Origin of the sequence: Flavobacterium omnivorum (genome assembly GCF_900099915.1) — a bacterium.
Lineage (GTDB): Bacteria > Bacteroidota > Bacteroidia > Flavobacteriales > Flavobacteriaceae > Flavobacterium > Flavobacterium omnivorum.
The window spans coordinates 42,085-61,010 of sequence record NZ_FNDB01000020.1 but is presented as its reverse complement, the minus strand read 5'-3'; the positions used below and the strand labels follow the sequence as shown (position 1 = coordinate 61,010).

14 protein-coding genes are annotated in these 18,926 nt (G+C 33.3%); 3 read left to right on the top strand and 11 right to left on the bottom strand.

Annotated features, from left to right (window positions below; translation table 11 throughout):
- Window positions 1-74: 74 nt before the first annotated feature.
- The 8 genes from BLS90_RS14735 to BLS90_RS14700 all read right to left on the bottom strand — a co-directional run bounded on the left by BLS90_RS14735 (window position 75) and on the right by BLS90_RS14700 (window position 7,515).
- The gene (locus BLS90_RS14735; RefSeq protein ID WP_139171442.1) at window positions 75-281 is read right to left on the bottom strand and encodes a hypothetical protein; all 207 of its coding nucleotides are present in this window, start codon (window positions 279-281) and stop codon (window positions 75-77) included.
- Window positions 281-1,492 carry an antiviral reverse transcriptase Drt3a gene (gene drt3a, locus BLS90_RS14730; protein WP_091258980.1) on the bottom strand — a complete coding sequence of 404 codons (1,212 nt, stop codon included), beginning with the start codon at window positions 1,490-1,492 and terminating at the stop codon, window positions 281-283. The genes BLS90_RS14735 and drt3a overlap by 1 nt, the downstream gene beginning before the upstream one ends.
- A gap of 353 nt (window positions 1,493-1,845) precedes the next feature.
- Entirely contained in the window at window positions 1,846-2,643 is a 798-nt protein-coding gene (locus BLS90_RS14725; RefSeq protein ID WP_091258979.1) for a phospholipase D-like domain-containing protein, read from the bottom strand.
- 30 nt (window positions 2,644-2,673) lie between these two features.
- The gene (locus BLS90_RS14720) at window positions 2,674-3,492 is read right to left on the bottom strand and encodes a GNAT family N-acetyltransferase (protein WP_091258978.1); all 819 of its coding nucleotides are present in this window, start codon (window positions 3,490-3,492) and stop codon (window positions 2,674-2,676) included.
- Between the two features lie 285 nt (window positions 3,493-3,777).
- Window positions 3,778-5,592, bottom strand: a complete 1,815-nt coding sequence (locus tag BLS90_RS14715; RefSeq protein ID WP_091258976.1) for a DUF2326 domain-containing protein — start codon at window positions 5,590-5,592, stop codon at window positions 3,778-3,780.
- A complete protein-coding gene (locus tag BLS90_RS17380) occupies window positions 5,579-5,821 on the bottom strand; it encodes an ABC-three component system middle component 8 (RefSeq protein WP_091258975.1) in 243 nt (80 codons plus the stop codon). The genes BLS90_RS14715 and BLS90_RS17380 overlap by 14 nt, the downstream gene beginning before the upstream one ends.
- Window positions 5,818-6,753, bottom strand: coding sequence for an ABC-three component system protein (locus BLS90_RS14705; RefSeq protein ID WP_091258973.1), 936 nt, complete (start codon window positions 6,751-6,753; stop codon window positions 5,818-5,820). Before BLS90_RS14705 ends, BLS90_RS17380 begins: the two co-directional genes overlap by 4 nt.
- A 531-nt stretch (window positions 6,754-7,284) precedes the next feature.
- Entirely contained in the window at window positions 7,285-7,515 is a 231-nt protein-coding gene (locus BLS90_RS14700) for a helix-turn-helix transcriptional regulator (RefSeq protein WP_091258972.1), read from the bottom strand.
- Between the two features lie 1,291 nt (window positions 7,516-8,806).
- Here BLS90_RS14700 and BLS90_RS14695 point away from each other — a divergent pair.
- From BLS90_RS14695 to BLS90_RS14685, 3 genes are read left to right on the top strand one after another with little or no spacing between them, the layout of a single operon-like run.
- Window positions 8,807-11,833: a SusC/RagA family TonB-linked outer membrane protein gene (locus tag BLS90_RS14695; RefSeq protein WP_091258970.1), complete on the top strand. Its 3,027-nt coding sequence runs from the start codon at window positions 8,807-8,809 to the stop codon at window positions 11,831-11,833.
- Between the two features lie 17 nt (window positions 11,834-11,850).
- Window positions 11,851-13,245 (top strand): RagB/SusD family nutrient uptake outer membrane protein, encoded by a 1,395-nt coding sequence (locus BLS90_RS14690; protein ID WP_245705122.1) that lies wholly within the window; start codon window positions 11,851-11,853, stop codon window positions 13,243-13,245.
- Between the two features lie 24 nt (window positions 13,246-13,269).
- Window positions 13,270-15,897 (top strand): S9 family peptidase, encoded by a 2,628-nt coding sequence (locus tag BLS90_RS14685; RefSeq protein ID WP_175455499.1) that lies wholly within the window; start codon window positions 13,270-13,272, stop codon window positions 15,895-15,897.
- Between the two features lie 76 nt (window positions 15,898-15,973).
- On the opposite strand, the gene BLS90_RS16690 is transcribed toward BLS90_RS14685, so the two are convergent.
- From BLS90_RS16690 to BLS90_RS14670, 3 genes are all read right to left on the bottom strand, one after another.
- Window positions 15,974-16,240, bottom strand: a complete 267-nt coding sequence (locus BLS90_RS16690) for a DUF6520 family protein (RefSeq protein WP_262488582.1) — start codon at window positions 16,238-16,240, stop codon at window positions 15,974-15,976.
- 82 nt (window positions 16,241-16,322) lie between these two features.
- The gene (locus BLS90_RS14675) at window positions 16,323-17,825 is read right to left on the bottom strand and encodes a MauE/DoxX family redox-associated membrane protein (RefSeq protein WP_091258965.1); all 1,503 of its coding nucleotides are present in this window, start codon (window positions 17,823-17,825) and stop codon (window positions 16,323-16,325) included.
- Window positions 17,826-18,008: 183 nt separating this feature from the next.
- Window positions 18,009-18,926, bottom strand: coding sequence for a helix-turn-helix domain-containing protein (locus BLS90_RS14670; RefSeq protein ID WP_091258963.1), 918 nt, complete (start codon window positions 18,924-18,926; stop codon window positions 18,009-18,011).

The following is an 18,926-nucleotide window of genomic DNA, read 5'->3' as shown; positions in this document are numbered from 1 at the left end:
AGAAGAAACCAAAAATTATATTTTTTAGTACATCGAATTCTCAGGAAAGTAGTCAAAAACAAGCTGAACTAGGTTTAAACCTCGTCAAGCCTTGAAAAACAAAGAAAAAATAACGTTCCGATTATTTTTATCGGACAACAATGATTGAAATATTCAAAATTCCCATTTCTAATAATATTATAAAATCCTTCATTAGAAAAAAGCATTGGAACCTCATAAGGTAATAATTCAGTAAGGAGAACTCTTGTTTTATCTTCTTTATTTATTTTTACTTTTCCCATTACCAACATTTTATTATTCGTCCCATTTCTGTATAACTAAAACTATTATACGTTTTATTCTTATGTCCAGCAATAAAACAATTCTTTTTTAATAAATTTCTTTGATTAAGAGTAAGAATCGCATTTAATCTTATACCTAAATTACCTTTTTTTGAATAAATAACTTTTTTATGAAATACATTGAGTTCATTTAATACTTCTAAATTATTTAGATGCGTATAATTAAAAAAAATACCAGCTTTTAAAATACTTCCATCTGTACTTTTACTTATTCCGTAATTACCCGATAAAAACTTAACCCTTTTCTTTAACAGTTCAAAATCTTGATTTTTAATAAAATCAACGTAGGAACTAATAATACGTGTTTTAATTTTTTTAATTTTTTTATCAGCTATACTTATTCTTAATTTATTTTCTCTTTTAGATTCAGTTTTCTCAAGATAAAATTGGTATCCCAAATATTCTATCTTATTATGTTCTGGCCTTTTATCGTATCTTTTATCTATTATTTTAAAAGTCGCTCCTTCAATTAGTTCCGTTTTAGTTGTATTAATTTCTAATGAGACATTTTCAAGGTTTATATCTAATGAATTATAAAGATCTAATGCGCTTTCTTTATTACTTAAAAATATTATTATATCATCTACAAATCTTGCATAATAATATACGTCCGAATGCCTTTGAATCCATCTGTCAAATTTTCTCATATATATTTCTGACAAAGTAGAACTAATATTCATACCTCTGGGCAGACCAAGGTTTGATTCTATATTTGAATTTTCAAATATTTTTCTCAAAAGAAAAATTGAATAATACGAAAGCATCGCATCATCTTTAAGTTTCTTAAAAATTTTTTCTCTATCTATACTTTCATAAAATGACTTTATATCGGTTTTAATTATCCAAAAAGGGGCATTCTCATTTAGTAAAGTTTTGACTTGCTGAATTATAAATTTTCGATTAGCTTGTTCGTCTTTATATATTCTTTTGATATTATCGTTAAGTTTCCTCAAAATTAGTTTTTGAGGGATATCTTCTAAAAAATAAAAAACACCATTTGTTTTAATATTAAATTCAAAACTTTCATTGAGAATGTTTACTTCAAGTTTATCAATTTCATCAGCAACATCTTCTTTTTCTAATCCATTTCGAATTAGTTCTCCTTTTTTTAAATATCTTAATAATTCTTGTGAGTTGAAATTTTGTTTCATTTAGAGTAGGTAGGTTGAAATACAATTATCGCTAACTTATTACATACTAGTCACAAATCGGCTACAATCCACCCAAATTAGGTTGGCTTTGTCTCAAATTGTAACTTTATACTGTGCATTACCAAACATACAAAACCATTTTCACAATACTTTACGGTTTCCCTCATTATCTTAAAAAAGATGAAATAAAAAAAAGACACCTCATCAGTATCTTTTCATAAATAGTATAATTCCAGTCTTCAAAATCAGCAGCTTAAAAACAGTGCTTTTTAAACTACCTCCGGTTCCGTTCAACACAGGTTTCATTGTTGGTGCTACGCACGCAACGACCCCATAGCTATTAGCAATAACTCTTAGTTTACTTGTAGTTTTTCTAATCTTTCACGAGCTTTCAATAATATTTCCTCGCTGAATAAAACTCTATACTTTTCATTTTGTATAATGCTTTCGATTGTAAGATCAAGTCTATTTATATCAAACATTTTAAGTAACCCTGAATGTAACTTCTCAGTACCTTCTTTTATTAATCTATTTGCCGCGCCAATTGCGCCATAGTCATAGATTTGATTTAATATTATTGACTTATTGATTTTTGCTCCTGCTTTAATCGAAAGATCAATGGAAGAGATTAACTCATCATGTAGTTCATTTTCTAGTGCTAAAAATTCATCTTCTTTTGTCTCAGAAAGGAGAATGTCTTGTGTTTGTAAAATTAACTTATCGTAGTTGATAACAATTTCTTTTAATTTGGTAAAACGAATACCAAATTGTTTGATGAGTTGCGATTCATCACTTTGAATAATAAATTCGTGATTAAAGTATTCTGCTGAATTTGTCCAATTGTAAGATCCCGCAATTAATTTAGCGTTATCAAATATTGCAAACTTATCCTGCAAAAACTTCCCGCTGCGAGTTGACAAAATGTAAACTTTCCCTCCATTTTTGATAAAGTTGTCAAAAGATAACCGCTTATTTTCAAAATGATCGCTGATTATTATTTCTACAGAACAGCCACTTTCAAGTTTATCAGTTAATTGGCCTAACAAATCTTTATTAGTAAACCATGCGACAGATACAACTATTGATTCTCTAGCAGAATAAATATTTGATTCAATCTTTTTCTTAATGTCTTTGAATGATGCTGTTATCATAAAGTTTTAGCCATTGTTAATTTATGTTTTTTATTGAATTATGTAATCGTTTGTTTTATAAACTATTTTATAATTAAGTTTTTCGAAGACAATATTTGATTCTATATTATTTTTTTCTGCTAAAAGATTAACCATATCAAATTTGCCTTTTAAAAATTCAGTTACATCTTGCATTAATTTTGTTCCAAATCCTTTATTTCGATGTTCTCTTTTTGTAAAAAAAGATCCAATAATTGGGAAGTTAAAAGGAGTTGATATGATTGAACACATTGAAACTATTACGTCTTCATTTTTTAAAATCCATATCGAATTTTCTTTAATTGAAGATTCCGTTTCTTTTCTCATTTTATTAAAATCTTTATTGTTTTTTCCGTGATATTCATCTTCAAAATATTCACATATCATTTGAGTTATTTCATCAAGATATTTTAATGAGGCTAATTCTGCTATGTTTTCCTTTTTACTGACTTTTACAACTTTACTATTACTATAATAAAGACGCTCCTTAAAAATGGAATAATTTATATTCTCCATTAATTCCGTAATAAGTTTAGCAGTCCCGTTAAAATGAAAGCCTTTTTGATACACTTCAAAATTTATTCTATCTCTTAATTCATGTAATTGATTTTCTGTCCAATCATTTCCATAAAGAAAGTAATTACCATTGAACCAGAATCCAAGTATCCAATTCTTAGAATCTCCAATTATAAATGAATCATAATACTCTTGTTGATAGTGTCCAATCCTTGAAACAGCATCTATCAAAAAATAATGTTCAAAGTATTTACCAGCTATAATTTTATCAACTTCAATTATGAAATCTGTTGTGTTCTCGAATTCGTATATCATAAAAATATCAGTTAACTTGTTTTTACAAGCCACAAAGTGGTCACAATGCCCCTAAATCAATTTGCCTTGTAGCATACAATAGTTTTCTACTATACAATCCCAAACATACAAAACCATTTTCACAATACTTTACGGTTTCCCTCATTATCTTAAAAAAGATGAAACAAAAAAAAGACACCTCATCAGTATCTTTTCATAAATAGTATAATTCCAGTCTTCAAAATCAGCAGCTTAAAAACAGTATTTTTTAAACTGCCTCCGGTTCCGTTCAACACACCTTTTAAATTAAAATTCAAAACCAAACAAAGTACCTGTTTCATCACGATCATTTAGTTCCAAAACGACATTATCTTTCTTAAAATAGACAAACTCATCACTTACATCTGTTGGTAAATCAGATTTAATTACAGATAATATATATTGAATATCATTATTCTTTGTTACATTGTCTACTAAATCTAATAATCTTAATTTGATTCCATTATCTTGCTGTGATAGTACATCATCATGGTACACAAAACGAAAATAAGATTCTTTGCTATAAGCAACTAAAACAGCAAGATCAAATACTACACATAATATCTTTCTATATGTCCTTCCTTCGTCCTTAGCGGTATCTTTTGATAAATGATCTTTTGTTTTTATTATAGGTGGCTTGAAATCCACATTGTTATTAGCATTGATAGACCATGATATATATGTATCCTCATTCATTATTGCTAAGAAAAATTTCGAAAACAAATCACGGATTTGTTTATATTTTTCGTTTCTTTCAGTATTATTGCTAAAATTTCTAATCAACTTTATAGTACCTTCAATTTCATTTTTAAGCACTTCTTTTGAATCATCTTTATGGATAATCATATCAATAATTTTCAAACGCTCTTGTAATTGAATAAGGTCAGATTCTAACCTAGCTAGATCTTTTTGATATTCCTTTAACTTTCTAAATGTATTTGTATCTTTTAAAAAACTTAATAGATTTTCTTTTTTGTTATTAAGCTCCTGTAACTCCAAATTAATCTTTTCTAATTCTTCATTTTTACTTTTTAATGTTTTTTTAAGTAATCTATTTCTATCTTTTGTAAGTTCTTCGTTAAAACTAATAAGTTCTTCGTAGTCTTTTTTTAAACTATCTGCAAAATAAATTTTCGATTCTAAAAATACTTTTTCAACTTTAGCTAGATCAAAAGCAAAATTATTTTTAATTGATGTCTGAAGCTTATTAATATCAAAACTCAAATTATAAGACAATGTATTAAGTTTTGATATTTTATTTTCTATTTCATCTATTCCAACTTCAATTAAACTCTGATCTTCTTCATAAAAATTTAATTGATCAATCCTCTGTTCAGCTTCCTCAGTTTTATTTTTTTGAAGACTAATTTGGGCTACTATTTCATCTCGATCTGTTTCATTAACTGAAAAATCTTTTTTTAATTGCTTTATTTCAGTTTCTATTTTTTCTTGTTGGGTGTCATTCTGATATTTCTTTCGCAATACTTCTCCATCAAATCCTAATAAGTCAAACATAAAAGGTTTCCAATCAACATCTTTACCGCCTTTAAATTTAGACAATCGATATACATCTTCGTAATCTGGTTGCATACGAATGCAATAATTTATTGCTTTTCTATAATCATAGGTTTTATTCTTAAAAAAATCAAATCTTATAATTTCTGACAATTGCTTTTTAGCAGCATCATTTCCTAAATCTTCAAACTGCCATACAGATGGCGGTATATATGCTTCGACTTTTTGATTATTAATGCTAAATGATGCTTTCGAATGATTTTCTATTGATCTTTTTATTGTTAGAAATCGACCATCATTTAAATATAATTCCAAGTAAAATATATGATTAATAAAAATAGAATTTCCCTTTTCGTCTTTAATCTTTAGCAAAAAATGATTTTTGTCTATTTGCTTTATTAATAAATAATCTATCAACTCAGCTAATTTGGTTTTTCCCAAATCATGTGAATTTTTTTTCTCTTTTAAGTCTGTTAATACATCTGCATAGATAACATTTAACCCTTTTAGATTAAACGTTATATTCTTAAATCGACTATCATTACTATAAAGTTTACTTAATTTCATTTGCTTTAAAAGAATCGGTTTCTTGTTCGTAGTTTAATTTACCTAATAAATATAAAAAATTTAAGGCATATGGAAAATTAACTTTAGCTTGATCCCCCAATATAATTATAATTTTATTTAACAGATTATCGTATTTGATAGCATAGAAAGCATTTAGCTCAGTTAATATAATTGTGCTAATATTCAAAATAGAATATTTGGGGTTTGTGTGTCTGTCAGGTTTAATCATTTAACTCCTATTAAACATTCATAATACATATAATGCAATAAAGTAAAAATATGTCTCTTTCCTTTTATCTTATTTCCATCAGAAATTTGCTTGAATATAAAAATAAATATTTCTTCAAACGTTGCAAAGTTAGCTCTTTTTACTTGAATTAGGTTTCTTAATTCAGATGCAGTATCAAAATACTGCTCCTTATATTCCTCATTTCTTGGATCACCAAGAAATGATTCTATTTTTTCAAAATCTTGCAATGAGTGATTTAAGATTTCATTTTCATAATAGTCTTTACCTAATTCATTTTTCTTGTTTTTTTCTTCTATTTTTATTCTATCAAAATCAAATTGTATTCTATTTACTTCCGTTTCCAAACTTGATTTTATTTTTGGAAATTCACTATGAAACTCTAAAATAATATCTTTGATTTCTTCTTCAGAAAAATCGAAAGGAATATGATGTAAATCTAATTGAAACTCTCTTATAATTTGTTTATTAGGATTTATATATAAATCATTCAATGTTTCTTTACCAACAATTACTACATTTTCAAGACCTGTTTCATCATTAATTTTTCTTACTAAACGTTCTCCTTCGATCCCTGAATACTTTCTATTAGTAAAAATCATGTAGCAATCAATATCACCTTCTATTTTTAAAGTTTTTACTTTCTCTATTTCAATTCCAATAGTTTTTTTAAAATCCGAATCAGAGCAAGAAGCTATTGGATTGGCAGTATGTTTAGCTTGTATTATAAATTTTCCTTTCCAAGAATCTATTCCAGAAGGATATTTACTAGCTGTTCCGGTAAATTTTCCATCTCTACCTCCATCTTTTCCCGCAGAAAATGATATCATACCTATTCCCAAAATATCTTGACAAACTCTGTTAACTAAATTCTCAAATTGAGATTCATTTAATAACTCCAACCTATAATCCATGTTCAAATAAATAAGTGATAATAAAAATCAAATATAACACTCAAGTATTATATTTGGTTAAAAAACAATTCAACTTAGTAAAATTTAATTCCCTATCCTTTGGAAATCCAACTTTAAAAGTAAGGATAATATATTACTTTTTTAAAACATCCATAAATATATTATTACAAATAATCAAAAGGACTTTTTTCAGTTACATACTTTTAGTAATTATATGAATATAAATCACAGTCGTTTGCTCCCATAATGTACCGCCCTGACTCATATCGAGTACAAACTAATATTAAAAAAAAGCGTTTTTCAATGAGAAAATTTCAACAAATTATAAATTACTCCGTTTTCGACAAGCTTTAATCCCGAATTGACAACTATTCGGTATCACTATAAAACAAAAAAAGATGACCATGCATCTTTTTTATATCCGTTACAGTTTTCTGTCAGTGTTCGACTTAATTTACTTCCGGTTTGCATTCTCTTTAGTAAACTTATCTATATTAATTTTTACGCTTAAGATATTGATAGTTTTGAGATTTATTTCTTGTCTATGAAAACGTCTTTAATATCCATATCAAGAGCTTCACAGATTTTCAAAAGAGTAAAGAAGTGAAAGTCTTCTTTACCATTTTCTATATCGCTAATCTTTGCTCTATCTAGTTTCGAGTCTTTATCGGCTAATTGTTGTTGAGTTAATCCTTTTTCTTTTCTCTTATTACGTATTGAATTCCCTACCCTTTTGTATATTTCGATAAAATTTCCTTGCATTTTTTAAAAAATATTTTGTGGTTTTATTGCCACATTAAAAAATAATATTACATTTGTTACAGCGAATTGATAATTAGACTTTAAAGTCATAATTAAAACGATGTTTTCTCGACTCAAAACGACCAATTTTACCTTCGAGAGTATCGTGAAGTCGCTCCATGTCAAAAAGTTTCTTACTTTTGCAAATGGCATGCGAGCGGTTCTCACGTAAGCTTTAGATGGTAACTTTTAAATCGAAAGATTTAGAAGACGGGTTTGGTCGCCCATGAGTCTAAAGTGTGAAACCGCTCCTTGCTTTTTTCTGCAAGTACCCTTCATACCCGAAATACATCGTTCCATAACCATAAACTTATAAATTATGAGAACGATTTTTTTATGTACAACCGTTACCAAACCACCTTAACTACCTGCTAAAAGCAAGCTGCCTTTTGTTATCCCAAAACTGAAATAAACATTGCGTTAGGATAGGAAAACACCGAGAAGCACTCTTATCAGAGACTCTTCTCCCATCAGAATTTTAGTCCTGATGTGTTTAACTCTACCTTGATATATAAAAAAAGGGAATCATATAAAATAACAATCCCCTCTATATCAAACCTCAACCCAAACCTAAAATGCTTTTGGCACTTAGATTTAGGCTTTTTCTCTTTAAACTCGCACTTTAAAAGTATTGCCTTTATTTCTATTTTCCAAATGGTATATTAAAATTTTAAATTTCGTTTCAGAAAGGAGAGCAAAAGGAGTTTTTTAAACCCTAAACCCATTATTCATAAATCCAAGTTAGGAAAACACCCTTTTCTTAACCGGCACAAGATTCCTATGCCCAACTTTAAACCAATAACCCAAAACCCATGACCCAAAACTAAAAACACCTGCACCGAAAGGTCCTTTGAATAAAAACACCTAGTTAATTTAATTTGAATTTGTTAATAAAAGGTGCAGGTTATTTAGCAGCAACAGCAACTCATAACCCAAAACCCTTAACCAATAACTAAAAAAAATGCCTATGAAATACTACAAACAAATACAAATAGGAATAATTATACTTTTTATAGCAACGATGTGCATGTGGCTTTATGGTTGAGATACAGGTTATTTAGCCGCAACATCAACTCATAACTCATAACTAAAAACACCTATGATATAGTAAAAAACACCATGCCTAAAGACTTTAAGACATTCGACTTGAGACTTTAAGACTAAACAAAAAAAGTCCCCTAAATCGCCGGCAAGCTAAACTAGAGGACCATAGCAAAACAAAACTCACATTTCATTTAACTAAACCAATATTATGAAAATTATTTCATTTTACAAGGGTAGTTCGACTTTTTGGTGCCTGATTATTATTGGGTTCTCCCTAAGCCACACCCCTATTCTAGCCAACAAGCTACTGAGGCAAATACAATCCTTACCCCAGCAAAGTCAAATAAGCGGCACCATCACTGATGGTACATACCCTTTAACCGGCGTTACAATTACTGTAAAAGGTCAGCAAAAAACGGTAGTCTCTGACTTCGATGGGAAATTTACTATAATAGTATCACCCAGTGACATCCTCATTTTTACTTACATGGGCTTTAAGACCGTTACAATGCCTGTTGATGGTCGATCCATAATTAATATTCGGATGCAGGAAGATGCGACCACACTACAGGAGGTCAAAATCAATGCTGGCTACTATTCTGTGAAAGAAAAGGAACGCACCGGAAGCATTGCTAAAATAACATCAAAGGACATTGAAAAACAACCTGTAACAAATGTGCTTGCTGCTATGCAGGGTCGTATGGCTGGTGTAAATATCACCCAAACTACAGGTGTGCCCGGTGGTGGTTTTGCCATACAGATTAGAGGGCAAAACAGCTTGCGCAGCACAGGCAATGATCCGTTATATATCATTGATGGTATTCCTTATTCATCAGAATCTACTGGTTCAAGTTCTACTGCCAGTCTTTTGGGTGGCTTAACGAGTCCGTTGAACAGCCTTAATCCTGATACTATTGAAAGTGTCGAGGTGTTGAAGGATGCTGATGCCACTGCGATTTATGGTTCCCGTGGTTCTAACGGTGTTGTGCTGATTACAACAAAGAAGGGTAAGATTGGGAAAACGCATTTTACTGCCAATTACTCCAAAGGAACAGGTAGCGTAACCCGATTTATGGATTTGATGAATACCGAACAATATCTTGCCATGCGTAGGGAAGCTTATGCCAATGACGGCATAACGACTTATCCAAGGAGTGCCTATGACCTTAATGGAGCATGGGATCAAAACCGATACACCGACTGGCAGGAAGAATTGACAGGTGGAACAGCTGAATATACTGATCTTAATACCAGCGTTTCGGGAGGCAATAGTGCTACACAGTTTTTGATGAGTGGAAATTTTTCGAAACAAACGACAGTTTTTCCGGGTGATTTTAGGTATAAGAAAGGTAATATACATGTGACTGCCAATCACGAATCGGATAACAAAAAGTTCCGTATTTCTTTTTCGGGTGGTTATACGGTACAAGACAACAACCAGCCTTATCTTGACCTTACCAGAGAATCGAGATTGTTAGCGCCCAATGCGCCTTCTTTGTATGACGTAGCGGGCAACCTGAACTGGCAGAACAATACATTTACCAATCCGTTAAGGCATTTGAATGGAACATACAAGGCCTTAACTTATGATTTGCTCGCCAATACTGTTCTGTCCTACAATCTGTTTCCTAACCTTGAAATAAAATCGGCTTTTGGATTTACAGACTTACGCCATGATGAGAGCAGCACCGCTCCCTCGACTATTTATAATCCGTCGTTGGGAATTGGTAGTGATAATTCTGTTTTATTCTTAAATACCACCAACCGCCAATCGTGGATTGTAGAGCCACAGCTGAACTGGAACAAATTGTATGGGAAGGCAAAAATTTCTGTTCTTGCTGGTGGTACATTCCAGAATAGAACAGGTAGCCAACTAGTACATCAGGCATTGGGTTTTCCCAGTAACAGCCTTATTTATAATCTTGCTGCGGCATCTAACGTTACCATCACTCAAAATGATGAGTCGGAATATCGTTATCAGGCCTTTTTTGGCCGAACCAACTTATCATGGGACGATCGGTATATCCTAAATCTAACAGGCAGACGCGATGGCTCCAGTCGCTTTGGACCCGGCAAACAATTTACCACTTTTGGTGCGGTGGGAGCTGCATGGTTATTTACGAATGAAAAAGTATTGAAAGAAAACAGGATTTTGAGTTTTGGAAAACTGCGAGCCAGCTATGGTACAACAGGGAATGACCAGATAGGAGATTATCAGTTTCTTGACACCTACACCACTACAGGTGTTGCGTATGACGGTGTAGTGGGGTTGCTGCCAAGTCGCCTTTATAATCTGGCATTTGGTTGGGAAACGAATAAGAAACTTGAAGTAGCGTTAGAAACGGGATTCCTTAAAGACCGGATATTTTTTACTGCCGGATGGTACAGTAACCGTTCTTCTAATCAGCTGGTAGGGATTCCGTTGCCAGGCACTACAGGATTTACTTCTGTGCAAGCCAACTTGGATGCTACTGTGGAGAACCGTGGTTTGGAGCTTACCTTGCGAACCGTTAATTTTCAGAATAACGACTTTACATGGACGACCAATTTGAACTTTTCTAGTTCAAAAAATAAACTGGTGTCGTTTCCGGGTTTAGAGGCATCTACGTACCGCAATCAGTTTGTGATTGGACAGCCTCTTAATATAGTAAAGGTATATCATTTTACGAAAGTTGACCCAGCCACTGGAATTTACCAATTTGAGGATGTGAACGGTGATGGTGAAATAAATGAAACGGATGATAAACAAACGGTAAAAGATTTGAATCCGAAATTCTTTGGAGGTCTGCAAAATCAATTGAAGTACAAGCAATTTCAGTTTGATTTTCTTTTTCAGTTTGTGAGGCAAGAAAACTACAACGCCAATACCACATTTAATATGCCGGGTACACGAAGTAACCAATTGGCTTCTACAACAAACCATTGGCAAAATGCAGGTGATGTGTCGCCCCATCAAATGTATTCTGCCACTAATGGTGTAGTGCGTACAGCTTACTTTAATTATACGGAAAGTGATGCGAGCATAAGTGATGCCTCGTATATACGACTTAAAAATATTGCCTTTACCTATGATGTTCCTCAAAAGTGGCTGAACAAGGTGCGCTGCCGTTTATCACTTACCGGACAGAACCTTTTAACGTTTACTAATTATAAAGGAGCCGATCCGGAGTTCAAGATTTATGACTATCTCCCTCCGCTAAAAGTGGTGACGGCAGGTTTGCAATTTACTTTTTAATCTTTAAACATTATATTATGAGAACCATTATATCATTTATAAAAAAAGGGCTTTTGCCTATCATGTGCTTGATGCTCTTATTTAGCAGTTGCGATAATTTTGTAGATGTTGAGCTGCCTAATTCACAACTGACCGCTCCTACTGTTTTTGAAGACATGGCTACAGCCAATGCTGCTTTGACTAGTATTTACTCGAAAATGCGTGACAATGGGCTGCTTAGTGGCTCGCCAGCAGGATTATCACACCAATTAGGAAATTATTGCGATGAACTAGACTTCTATGGATCGCCACAAACCAGTACGGATTATTTTTACACGAATTCGTTGTCTGCTGTCGAGAGCAGTATGAAGAATTTATGGACCAATACATACAATCAAATTTATGATGCCAATGCTGTTGTATATGGCGCAGAAAATTCAATACTACTTTCAACAGCTAATCGCAATCAACTTAAAGGCGAAGCCTTATTTATCAGGGCATTGTTGCATTTTTATCTGGCGAATCTTTATGGTGATGTTCCGTATATTACCACGACCGATTATGCACTTAACAGTACAGTATCGCGAATGCCAGTTGCAACAGTATATAGTGCTGTTAAAGCAGACCTTATTGTCGCCCTGGATTTACTGCCAGAAAGTTATGTGAGTCCAAATCGGGTACGACCAAATAAATATACTGTTCGTGCGCTGTTGGCTCGTTTAAACCTTTATCAAGGTTCATGGGATGAAGCTTCGAACGATGCTTCGGCAGTTATTAATGTTATTGATTTATATGCACTGGAACCCAACATAGATGCTGTTTTTTTAAAAGACAGCCCTTCGACTATATGGCAGTTTAGCCCTGCGTTGAGCGATACAAATACAGAAGAAGGAAGTACTTTTCTTTTTACGTCGGGACCACCGCCAATGTCAGCTTTAACCACCGACTTAGTTAACAGTTTTTTGCCAAGCGACCTGCGAAGAACCCATTGGATAGGTGTTATTACTGATGGGGTTTCGACATGGTATTATCCTAACAAATACAAAAATACTTTGACTGAAGGTGGCTCGATGGAGCATTCTATTGTTTTTAGACTTGAGGAACAATATTTAATACGAGCTGAAGCAAGAGCGCACCAAGGCGACCTTATAGGGGCAAAAGAAGATTTGAACAGGGTGAGAACCCGAGCAGGTCTTGCAGACACTGCAGCAGTAACAGCACAAGAAATTATTGCGGCTGTATTACAAGAGCGACGCTTTGAATTGTTTACAGAACATGGCCATCGTTTTTTTGACTTAAAGAGAACCAACAATCTTACTACTGTTTTAAGCTCAGTGAAACCAGGTTGGAATGATGATGATAAATTATTGCCATTACCAGCATCTGAACTATTATTAAACCCAAACCTGAATCCTCAAAATCCTGGATATTAAGCTATGTATAAATCAATTTACAATTTGAACATTCGTAAAACGTCATGTTTTATTTTTTTTATTTTAGTTTCCTGCTCCGTTATGGGGCAGGCTAAACCAAAAAAGCAGCTGACGGCTGCAGATTATCATTTATGGAGTACGCTGGACATTTCGGATATTTCAAGTACAGGTTTGTGGGTTAGTTATTCATTGCGCTATGAATCGGATAAGGATACCTTATTTGTTAAAAAAGCAGATACTAAAAAAACCTATTCTTATCCGCTGGGTAGAAAAGGCAAATTCAGTGGAGACCAATGGTACGCCTGTATTGTAGCAAAAAGGATGCTTAAGCTGACCCATTTAAAAAATGGAAAACAGGAGATCATAGAGGATGTGAATGATTATGAATTTAGCAGTAATGGAAAGTACCTTGTTGCGGTTTCTAAAGCACAGGAGGGTAGAAAAACACTTATGATTAGAAATTTAACCAATGGTGTAACGCAAAAGATTGAAAATACAAGTAGTTGGGCTTTTAATAATAACAATACGCTATTAGCTTATTGCGTGCAAAATGGTATAGATAGTCAGGGAAAAGTTGTATCAATTAAAGATACTATTCAATCAATTGCTGAATTACCATTTGAGGGTAATGTTGGAAGTGCTATAGTATGGCAAAAAAATAGTGCCTCGCTTGTTTTTGTACTTCAAACTTTGAATGAGTTAAAGAAACCAAATTTAACAGCAACTAAGCTGGCGCAATACCGTTTTGCAAATAGTCAACTGCTGGTGTTAGAACCCAAAGGTATAAATAGTTTTCCAAAAGATAAACACATTGAATCAAACAGCTCAAGCAATCTTAAAATTTCCGATGATGGCAAGAGAATTTTTTTTCAGGTGTTGCCTGATATACCTACTAACTCATTTGATACTCCACTGGTTGAGGTATGGCATGGCGACGATAAAATCATATACAGCGAACAAAAGCTTTATGGACACTTAGACGAATGGGCAAAAACAGCAGTATGGTATACCGATGCAAATGAGGTTTTTGAGTTTATGCCGCAGGAAACGCATATGATGTTATCGGGAGACCAACAATTTGCCTTAACCTCTAGCTTAGAGCCATGTGAACTCCAATTTAAGTATGCACCTGACAGGGACTATTATCTAACCAACTTAGCTACCAAAGAACGTAAATTGTGGTTGCAATGCCATTCGCCTGAAATGCATCATACCATTATGTCACCTTCAGGTAAATACATTACTTATTTTATGGACGGGCATTGGTATATGTATACTCTTGCAACAGGGGAGCATAAAAACTTGACCAGCGGTTTAGGTGTTGCTTTTTATGACGAGGCTAATGACATTGGTGACAAGCCGGATACTTATGGTTTTGCTGGCTGGACTGCAAACGATAAATCTATCGTCATTTACGATCAGTTTGATATTTGGCAAGTTCCTACAGACGGAACAAGTGCAAAACGGCTGACCAATGGTAGGGAAAGGAATATTTGCTATCGCATCACGAAAACGAATTCAGCTAAACAATCACCATTTCTTAGTGTTAATGATAGCAATGTTATCGATTTGAATACTGCATTGGTACTTAAAGCTTCGCTTACTGACAATAGTATGCAGGGATATTACATTTTTGACCATGGTAAAGTAACACCATTGCAATTTAGCCCTCATCGTATCAATGACCTAAAAAAGGCTTCAGGTGCTGATGTTTATATTTTTCTTCAGGAAGATTACGAGCACCCAACAAGTTTGCAGGTTAGAAAAGGAAAAGACGATAAGCCAAAAAGTATTTATCAGGGTAATACACAACATTCTGATTACTTTTGGGGAAAAATTACAACAATAAACTATGCCAGCGAGACGGGTGTGCCGCTGAAAGGGCTGCTTTATTACCCTTCAGATTATAAAAAGGGAACAGCGTACCCAATGATAGTACATGTTTACCAAAAGCAGGCGCAAAACATTTATAATTACATTAACCCATCAGGGTTTCTTGAAGATGGATTTAATGTGACTAATTTTGTTACACAGGGATATTTTGTGTTACTACCAGATATTGAGTACATTATCGGCACTCCGGGTGATTCTGCAGTATTTTGTGTAACGGCAGCAGTTAATAATGTGTTGTCGAAAGGCGATGTTAATCCTAAAAGGGTTGGATTGATTGGCCATTCATTTGGTGGTTTTGAAACGACTTATATTATTACGAAAAGCAATCTCTTTGCAACTGCTGTCGCAGGAGCTGCCCAAACGGATTACCTAAGTGGGTATTTTACGGTAAGTGAAAATTATAAAAGGGCAGAATTTTGGAGGTATGAGTATTTCACCAATCGGATGGTAAAACCATTGTTTGCCGATTTTGAGGGCTATTTGTATAATTCGCCTGTATATAAAGCACCGGATATAACAACTCCGTTATTATTGTGGACAGGCGAAAAAGACAAACATGTTGCAGCCACACAATCTATGGAATTGTATCTTGCAATGAGAAGACTTGGTAAAAATGTAACTATGTTGAGGTATCCAAATGAAGACCATAGTTTGGAAAACCCTGATAAACAGGTAGATTTGGCACAGAAAATTAGAGAATGGTTTGATCACTATCTTAAGGGTACAACGCAAAAAGAATGGATGGTAAAAGGATTATAGTTACAGCAAAACCAATTTAGATATAATGATAATGCAGTTCCGCGGGGAACTGCATTACTCTTTTAAACCCAAAAAACTATTGAATTTTGTTTAATGGGGTTGGGCAACTTGTTGTGCTCACAAAATCATAAAGCTGCTCTCCGGCAAGTTTACAAGATGGCCCTGGCTCCGTTCTACACATCTGGTTTGTTAGTACACAATTTTCACCTTCGATGTGAGTGTACCCCCATTTGTTAACCAAAGTAGTTGCTTTTTTGCTCATCGCATTGGTATGCATGGCACCAGCAATACCAAAGGCAACGACTGCCATTGGTAGAATCAATTTAAAAAATTTGATTTTCATAATAGTAAAATTTAAAAAGTTATGATTTACTCTTTTGTACAGGTTTTCAATCTTATCCCTGATACCGGCCGGTATATCTTGATTATAAAATAATTTCATTTTGGTAATTCTTGGTAACTGACTTCCGTAGCTTATAGGATATTAATTTTTCGCCAATTAATGCGTATAGATAGTTCCCTTCAAGGCAAAAACTTCTCATTTTTTTATTATCGTTGTCATATATATAAAAACTCAACAGGTAAGCACGATTGTCAAGATTATATAAGTCGATAATACTTGCCTTTTTCCACATTACTAAACTTTCGTATTTACCCGGTAAATTGGAAGCAACAAATAACAGATTGTTGTGTACTGCACTGGTTTTGTTTACCAGTAAAGGTGGCGCTGCTAATTTGGTTTCACCAGAACTTGAAATAGTTACTACTTTCAATTTGGCATGAGCCGTTGTGTCTATCGTATTTCCTCGGTACTGAAATTTCAGATTTACATCCGTTACAATGAATTGGTTCCGGTAGGTGTACACATACACAAGTCTTTTTGATTGGTTATCATAAAGCGTTTGCCCATCGGTGTCGAAAACTCCATCAATCTGCTTTTGAATTAATTTCGGTTCAAATTTTATAACTGTAGTGTCCTTAAGATTAAACAAGCCCAAAGTATTTGTTTTGGTCTTTTTTAATATTGTACGGAATGCTATTTTTGAAGAATCAGTTGGTACAAACTGTGAAAAATAGGGATCGCCACGCATAACATAAGAAGCTTTCCAATTGGATATTTTTCCTTTGAAAACACACGGCACATTGCCATCAACAACATAAAAATAGGGTGCAAGAATTTTTATCTGAATCGCAGTAAAGGGTAGATTCATTCTATCGAGCTTTATTCTATGAATCGTCTTGGTTTTTAAAGTGCTGTCAATTTCCAGAATCTGAAGCGGTGCAGTATAATTGCCAAGGTATATTTTACCGCTATCACTTCCTGCAAAGTAATAGGAATCAGATTGAAGATCCATTTCTTTATCCATGACCGCAGGAAAATGAGGAAACCTTCGGGTAAAATTATTATGATGATGCATAATGTTTTCGGACATATAGAATAACGTAGCGATCAAACCTATACTGAAAAAACCTCCAATTCCTAGAAGAATGTATTTCTTTCCATTTTGTTCAGGATTGTTAAGCAAAATTGCCATAACTGAAAGCACTATAAAAACGCCATTAAAAAACATGTGCTGGTTCCATGACAAATCTTCCAAAATACCACCACATGAACAGGGAATAAATGAACTGTAATTGAGGATAATATAGATGTACGCTGTAAACATGACCATAAGTCCATACGCTGCAAATAATCCAATTATTCGCCATCGTGATGATAGTAAAAAGCCACATATAATCAATTCCAAAGTAGGAACTACATAAGCTACCGAACCTGCGAAGCTGCTTAGTAGTGGAGATTGTCCCAGTTGCACCTGAAAATTTTCAAAATCCAATAATTTACTGACTGCTGCATAAACAAATAATAGAATATAGAGCTGACAAATAATACTTAGAACAATACGGCTATTTTGGACACTTAATTTCATATCGATAAACTATTAATTTATTACGATATAAAATTCCAAAATATAAAACCATAAGTGTTGTCAAATCAGGATCTTAAATTGTCTAAAAAGGATTTTTTTTATAATGGACCGATCAATATCTAACTTCCCTTCTTATTAAACCTTTAAACCCTTAACCCCTTAAACTCTTAAACTTCAAAACCCTTAAACCCTTAAACTCCTCTTAATATCCATCGGGGTATAACCGAACTCTTTTTTAAAATTCTTTGAAAAATTGGGATAAGTTGCAAATGCACTCATAAAAGCAATCGTTTTCAAAGGAATTGTGGTCTGTTGAATCAAAAAATGGGCTTTTTTCAATCGCTCCGTATTATAAAATTGATAAATACTTTTTTTGAATAATAGCTTAAATCCAAACTTTAATTTAAAGTCATTAGTCCCAAAAATACGGGCTAGCTCTTGCATGGAAGGTAATGGTGTATCCAAATGATCTAAAATATAATCATACACATCTTGAATCATTTGTACGTCAGAAGAGCGGCTAAATCCTATACGTTGGGTAATATGTTTTGAAGTTGCCAATACATATTTTAAGACATTTTCTTCAACAACAGTCGACACAGTAGTAATTAAAATTTCAGAAGTATGGGGAAGTCCATAAACAGTGCATAAAGCGGGCGACAACAATTTATTTTCTGTAATATACACAAGCTCCACTGTAGTATGATAATTCGAATCTAGTACTATTTTTTGTTCTATTGTTTTCCATAAGGATAAGGACTCCTCCGCAAGCAAACTACTAAAAGTTTTACGGAGTAAAAAATCAGAAGAGAATCCTAAAACAGCTGAGGAGTCTGCATTGTAAGTTTTAATTATAAAATCGGCATCCAATAAAAATGAGGATTGCACCATGTATTTGTAGTTATAATGAGGATTAACAAAACCAGAATGAAAAACGGCTTCCTTCATTTCTTCGGCTGCCATATTCATAAGTACTGCTAATCCCTCCAATTCATCATTTTGCCCACTTCTTGGAACCCGAACTGAAAAATTGCCCCTCGCCATTTCAAGTTGCATTTGTGACATATTATGAATACGCCTCTGATTAATTTCTTGATGCAT

Coding starts and splice junctions, on each gene's coding strand:
- BLS90_RS14715 (WP_091258976.1), bottom strand. CDS start 5,592: ATGAAATTAAGTAAACTTTATAGTAATGATAGTCGATTTAAGAATATA.
- BLS90_RS16690 (WP_262488582.1), bottom strand. CDS start 16,240: ATGAAAATCAAATTTTTTAAATTGATTCTACCAATGGCAGTCGTTGCC.
- BLS90_RS14725 (WP_091258979.1), bottom strand. CDS start 2,643: ATGATAACAGCATCATTCAAAGACATTAAGAAAAAGATTGAATCAAAT.
- BLS90_RS14690 (WP_245705122.1), top strand. CDS start 11,851: ATGAGAACCATTATATCATTTATAAAAAAAGGGCTTTTGCCTATCATG.
- BLS90_RS17380 (WP_091258975.1), bottom strand. CDS start 5,821: ATGATTAAACCTGACAGACACACAAACCCCAAATATTCTATTTTGAAT.
- BLS90_RS14670 (WP_091258963.1), bottom strand. CDS start 18,926: ATGCATCAAGAAATTAATCAGAGGCGTATTCATAATATGTCACAAATG.
- BLS90_RS14695 (WP_091258970.1), top strand. CDS start 8,807: ATGAAAATTATTTCATTTTACAAGGGTAGTTCGACTTTTTGGTGCCTG.
- BLS90_RS14700 (WP_091258972.1), bottom strand. CDS start 7,515: ATGCAAGGAAATTTTATCGAAATATACAAAAGGGTAGGGAATTCAATA.
- BLS90_RS14720 (WP_091258978.1), bottom strand. CDS start 3,492: ATGATATACGAATTCGAGAACACAACAGATTTCATAATTGAAGTTGAT.
- BLS90_RS14705 (WP_091258973.1), bottom strand. CDS start 6,753: ATGGATTATAGGTTGGAGTTATTAAATGAATCTCAATTTGAGAATTTA.
- drt3a (WP_091258980.1), bottom strand. CDS start 1,492: ATGAAACAAAATTTCAACTCACAAGAATTATTAAGATATTTAAAAAAA.
- BLS90_RS14675 (WP_091258965.1), bottom strand. CDS start 17,825: ATGAAATTAAGTGTCCAAAATAGCCGTATTGTTCTAAGTATTATTTGT.
- BLS90_RS14735 (WP_139171442.1), bottom strand. CDS start 281: ATGGGAAAAGTAAAAATAAATAAAGAAGATAAAACAAGAGTTCTCCTT.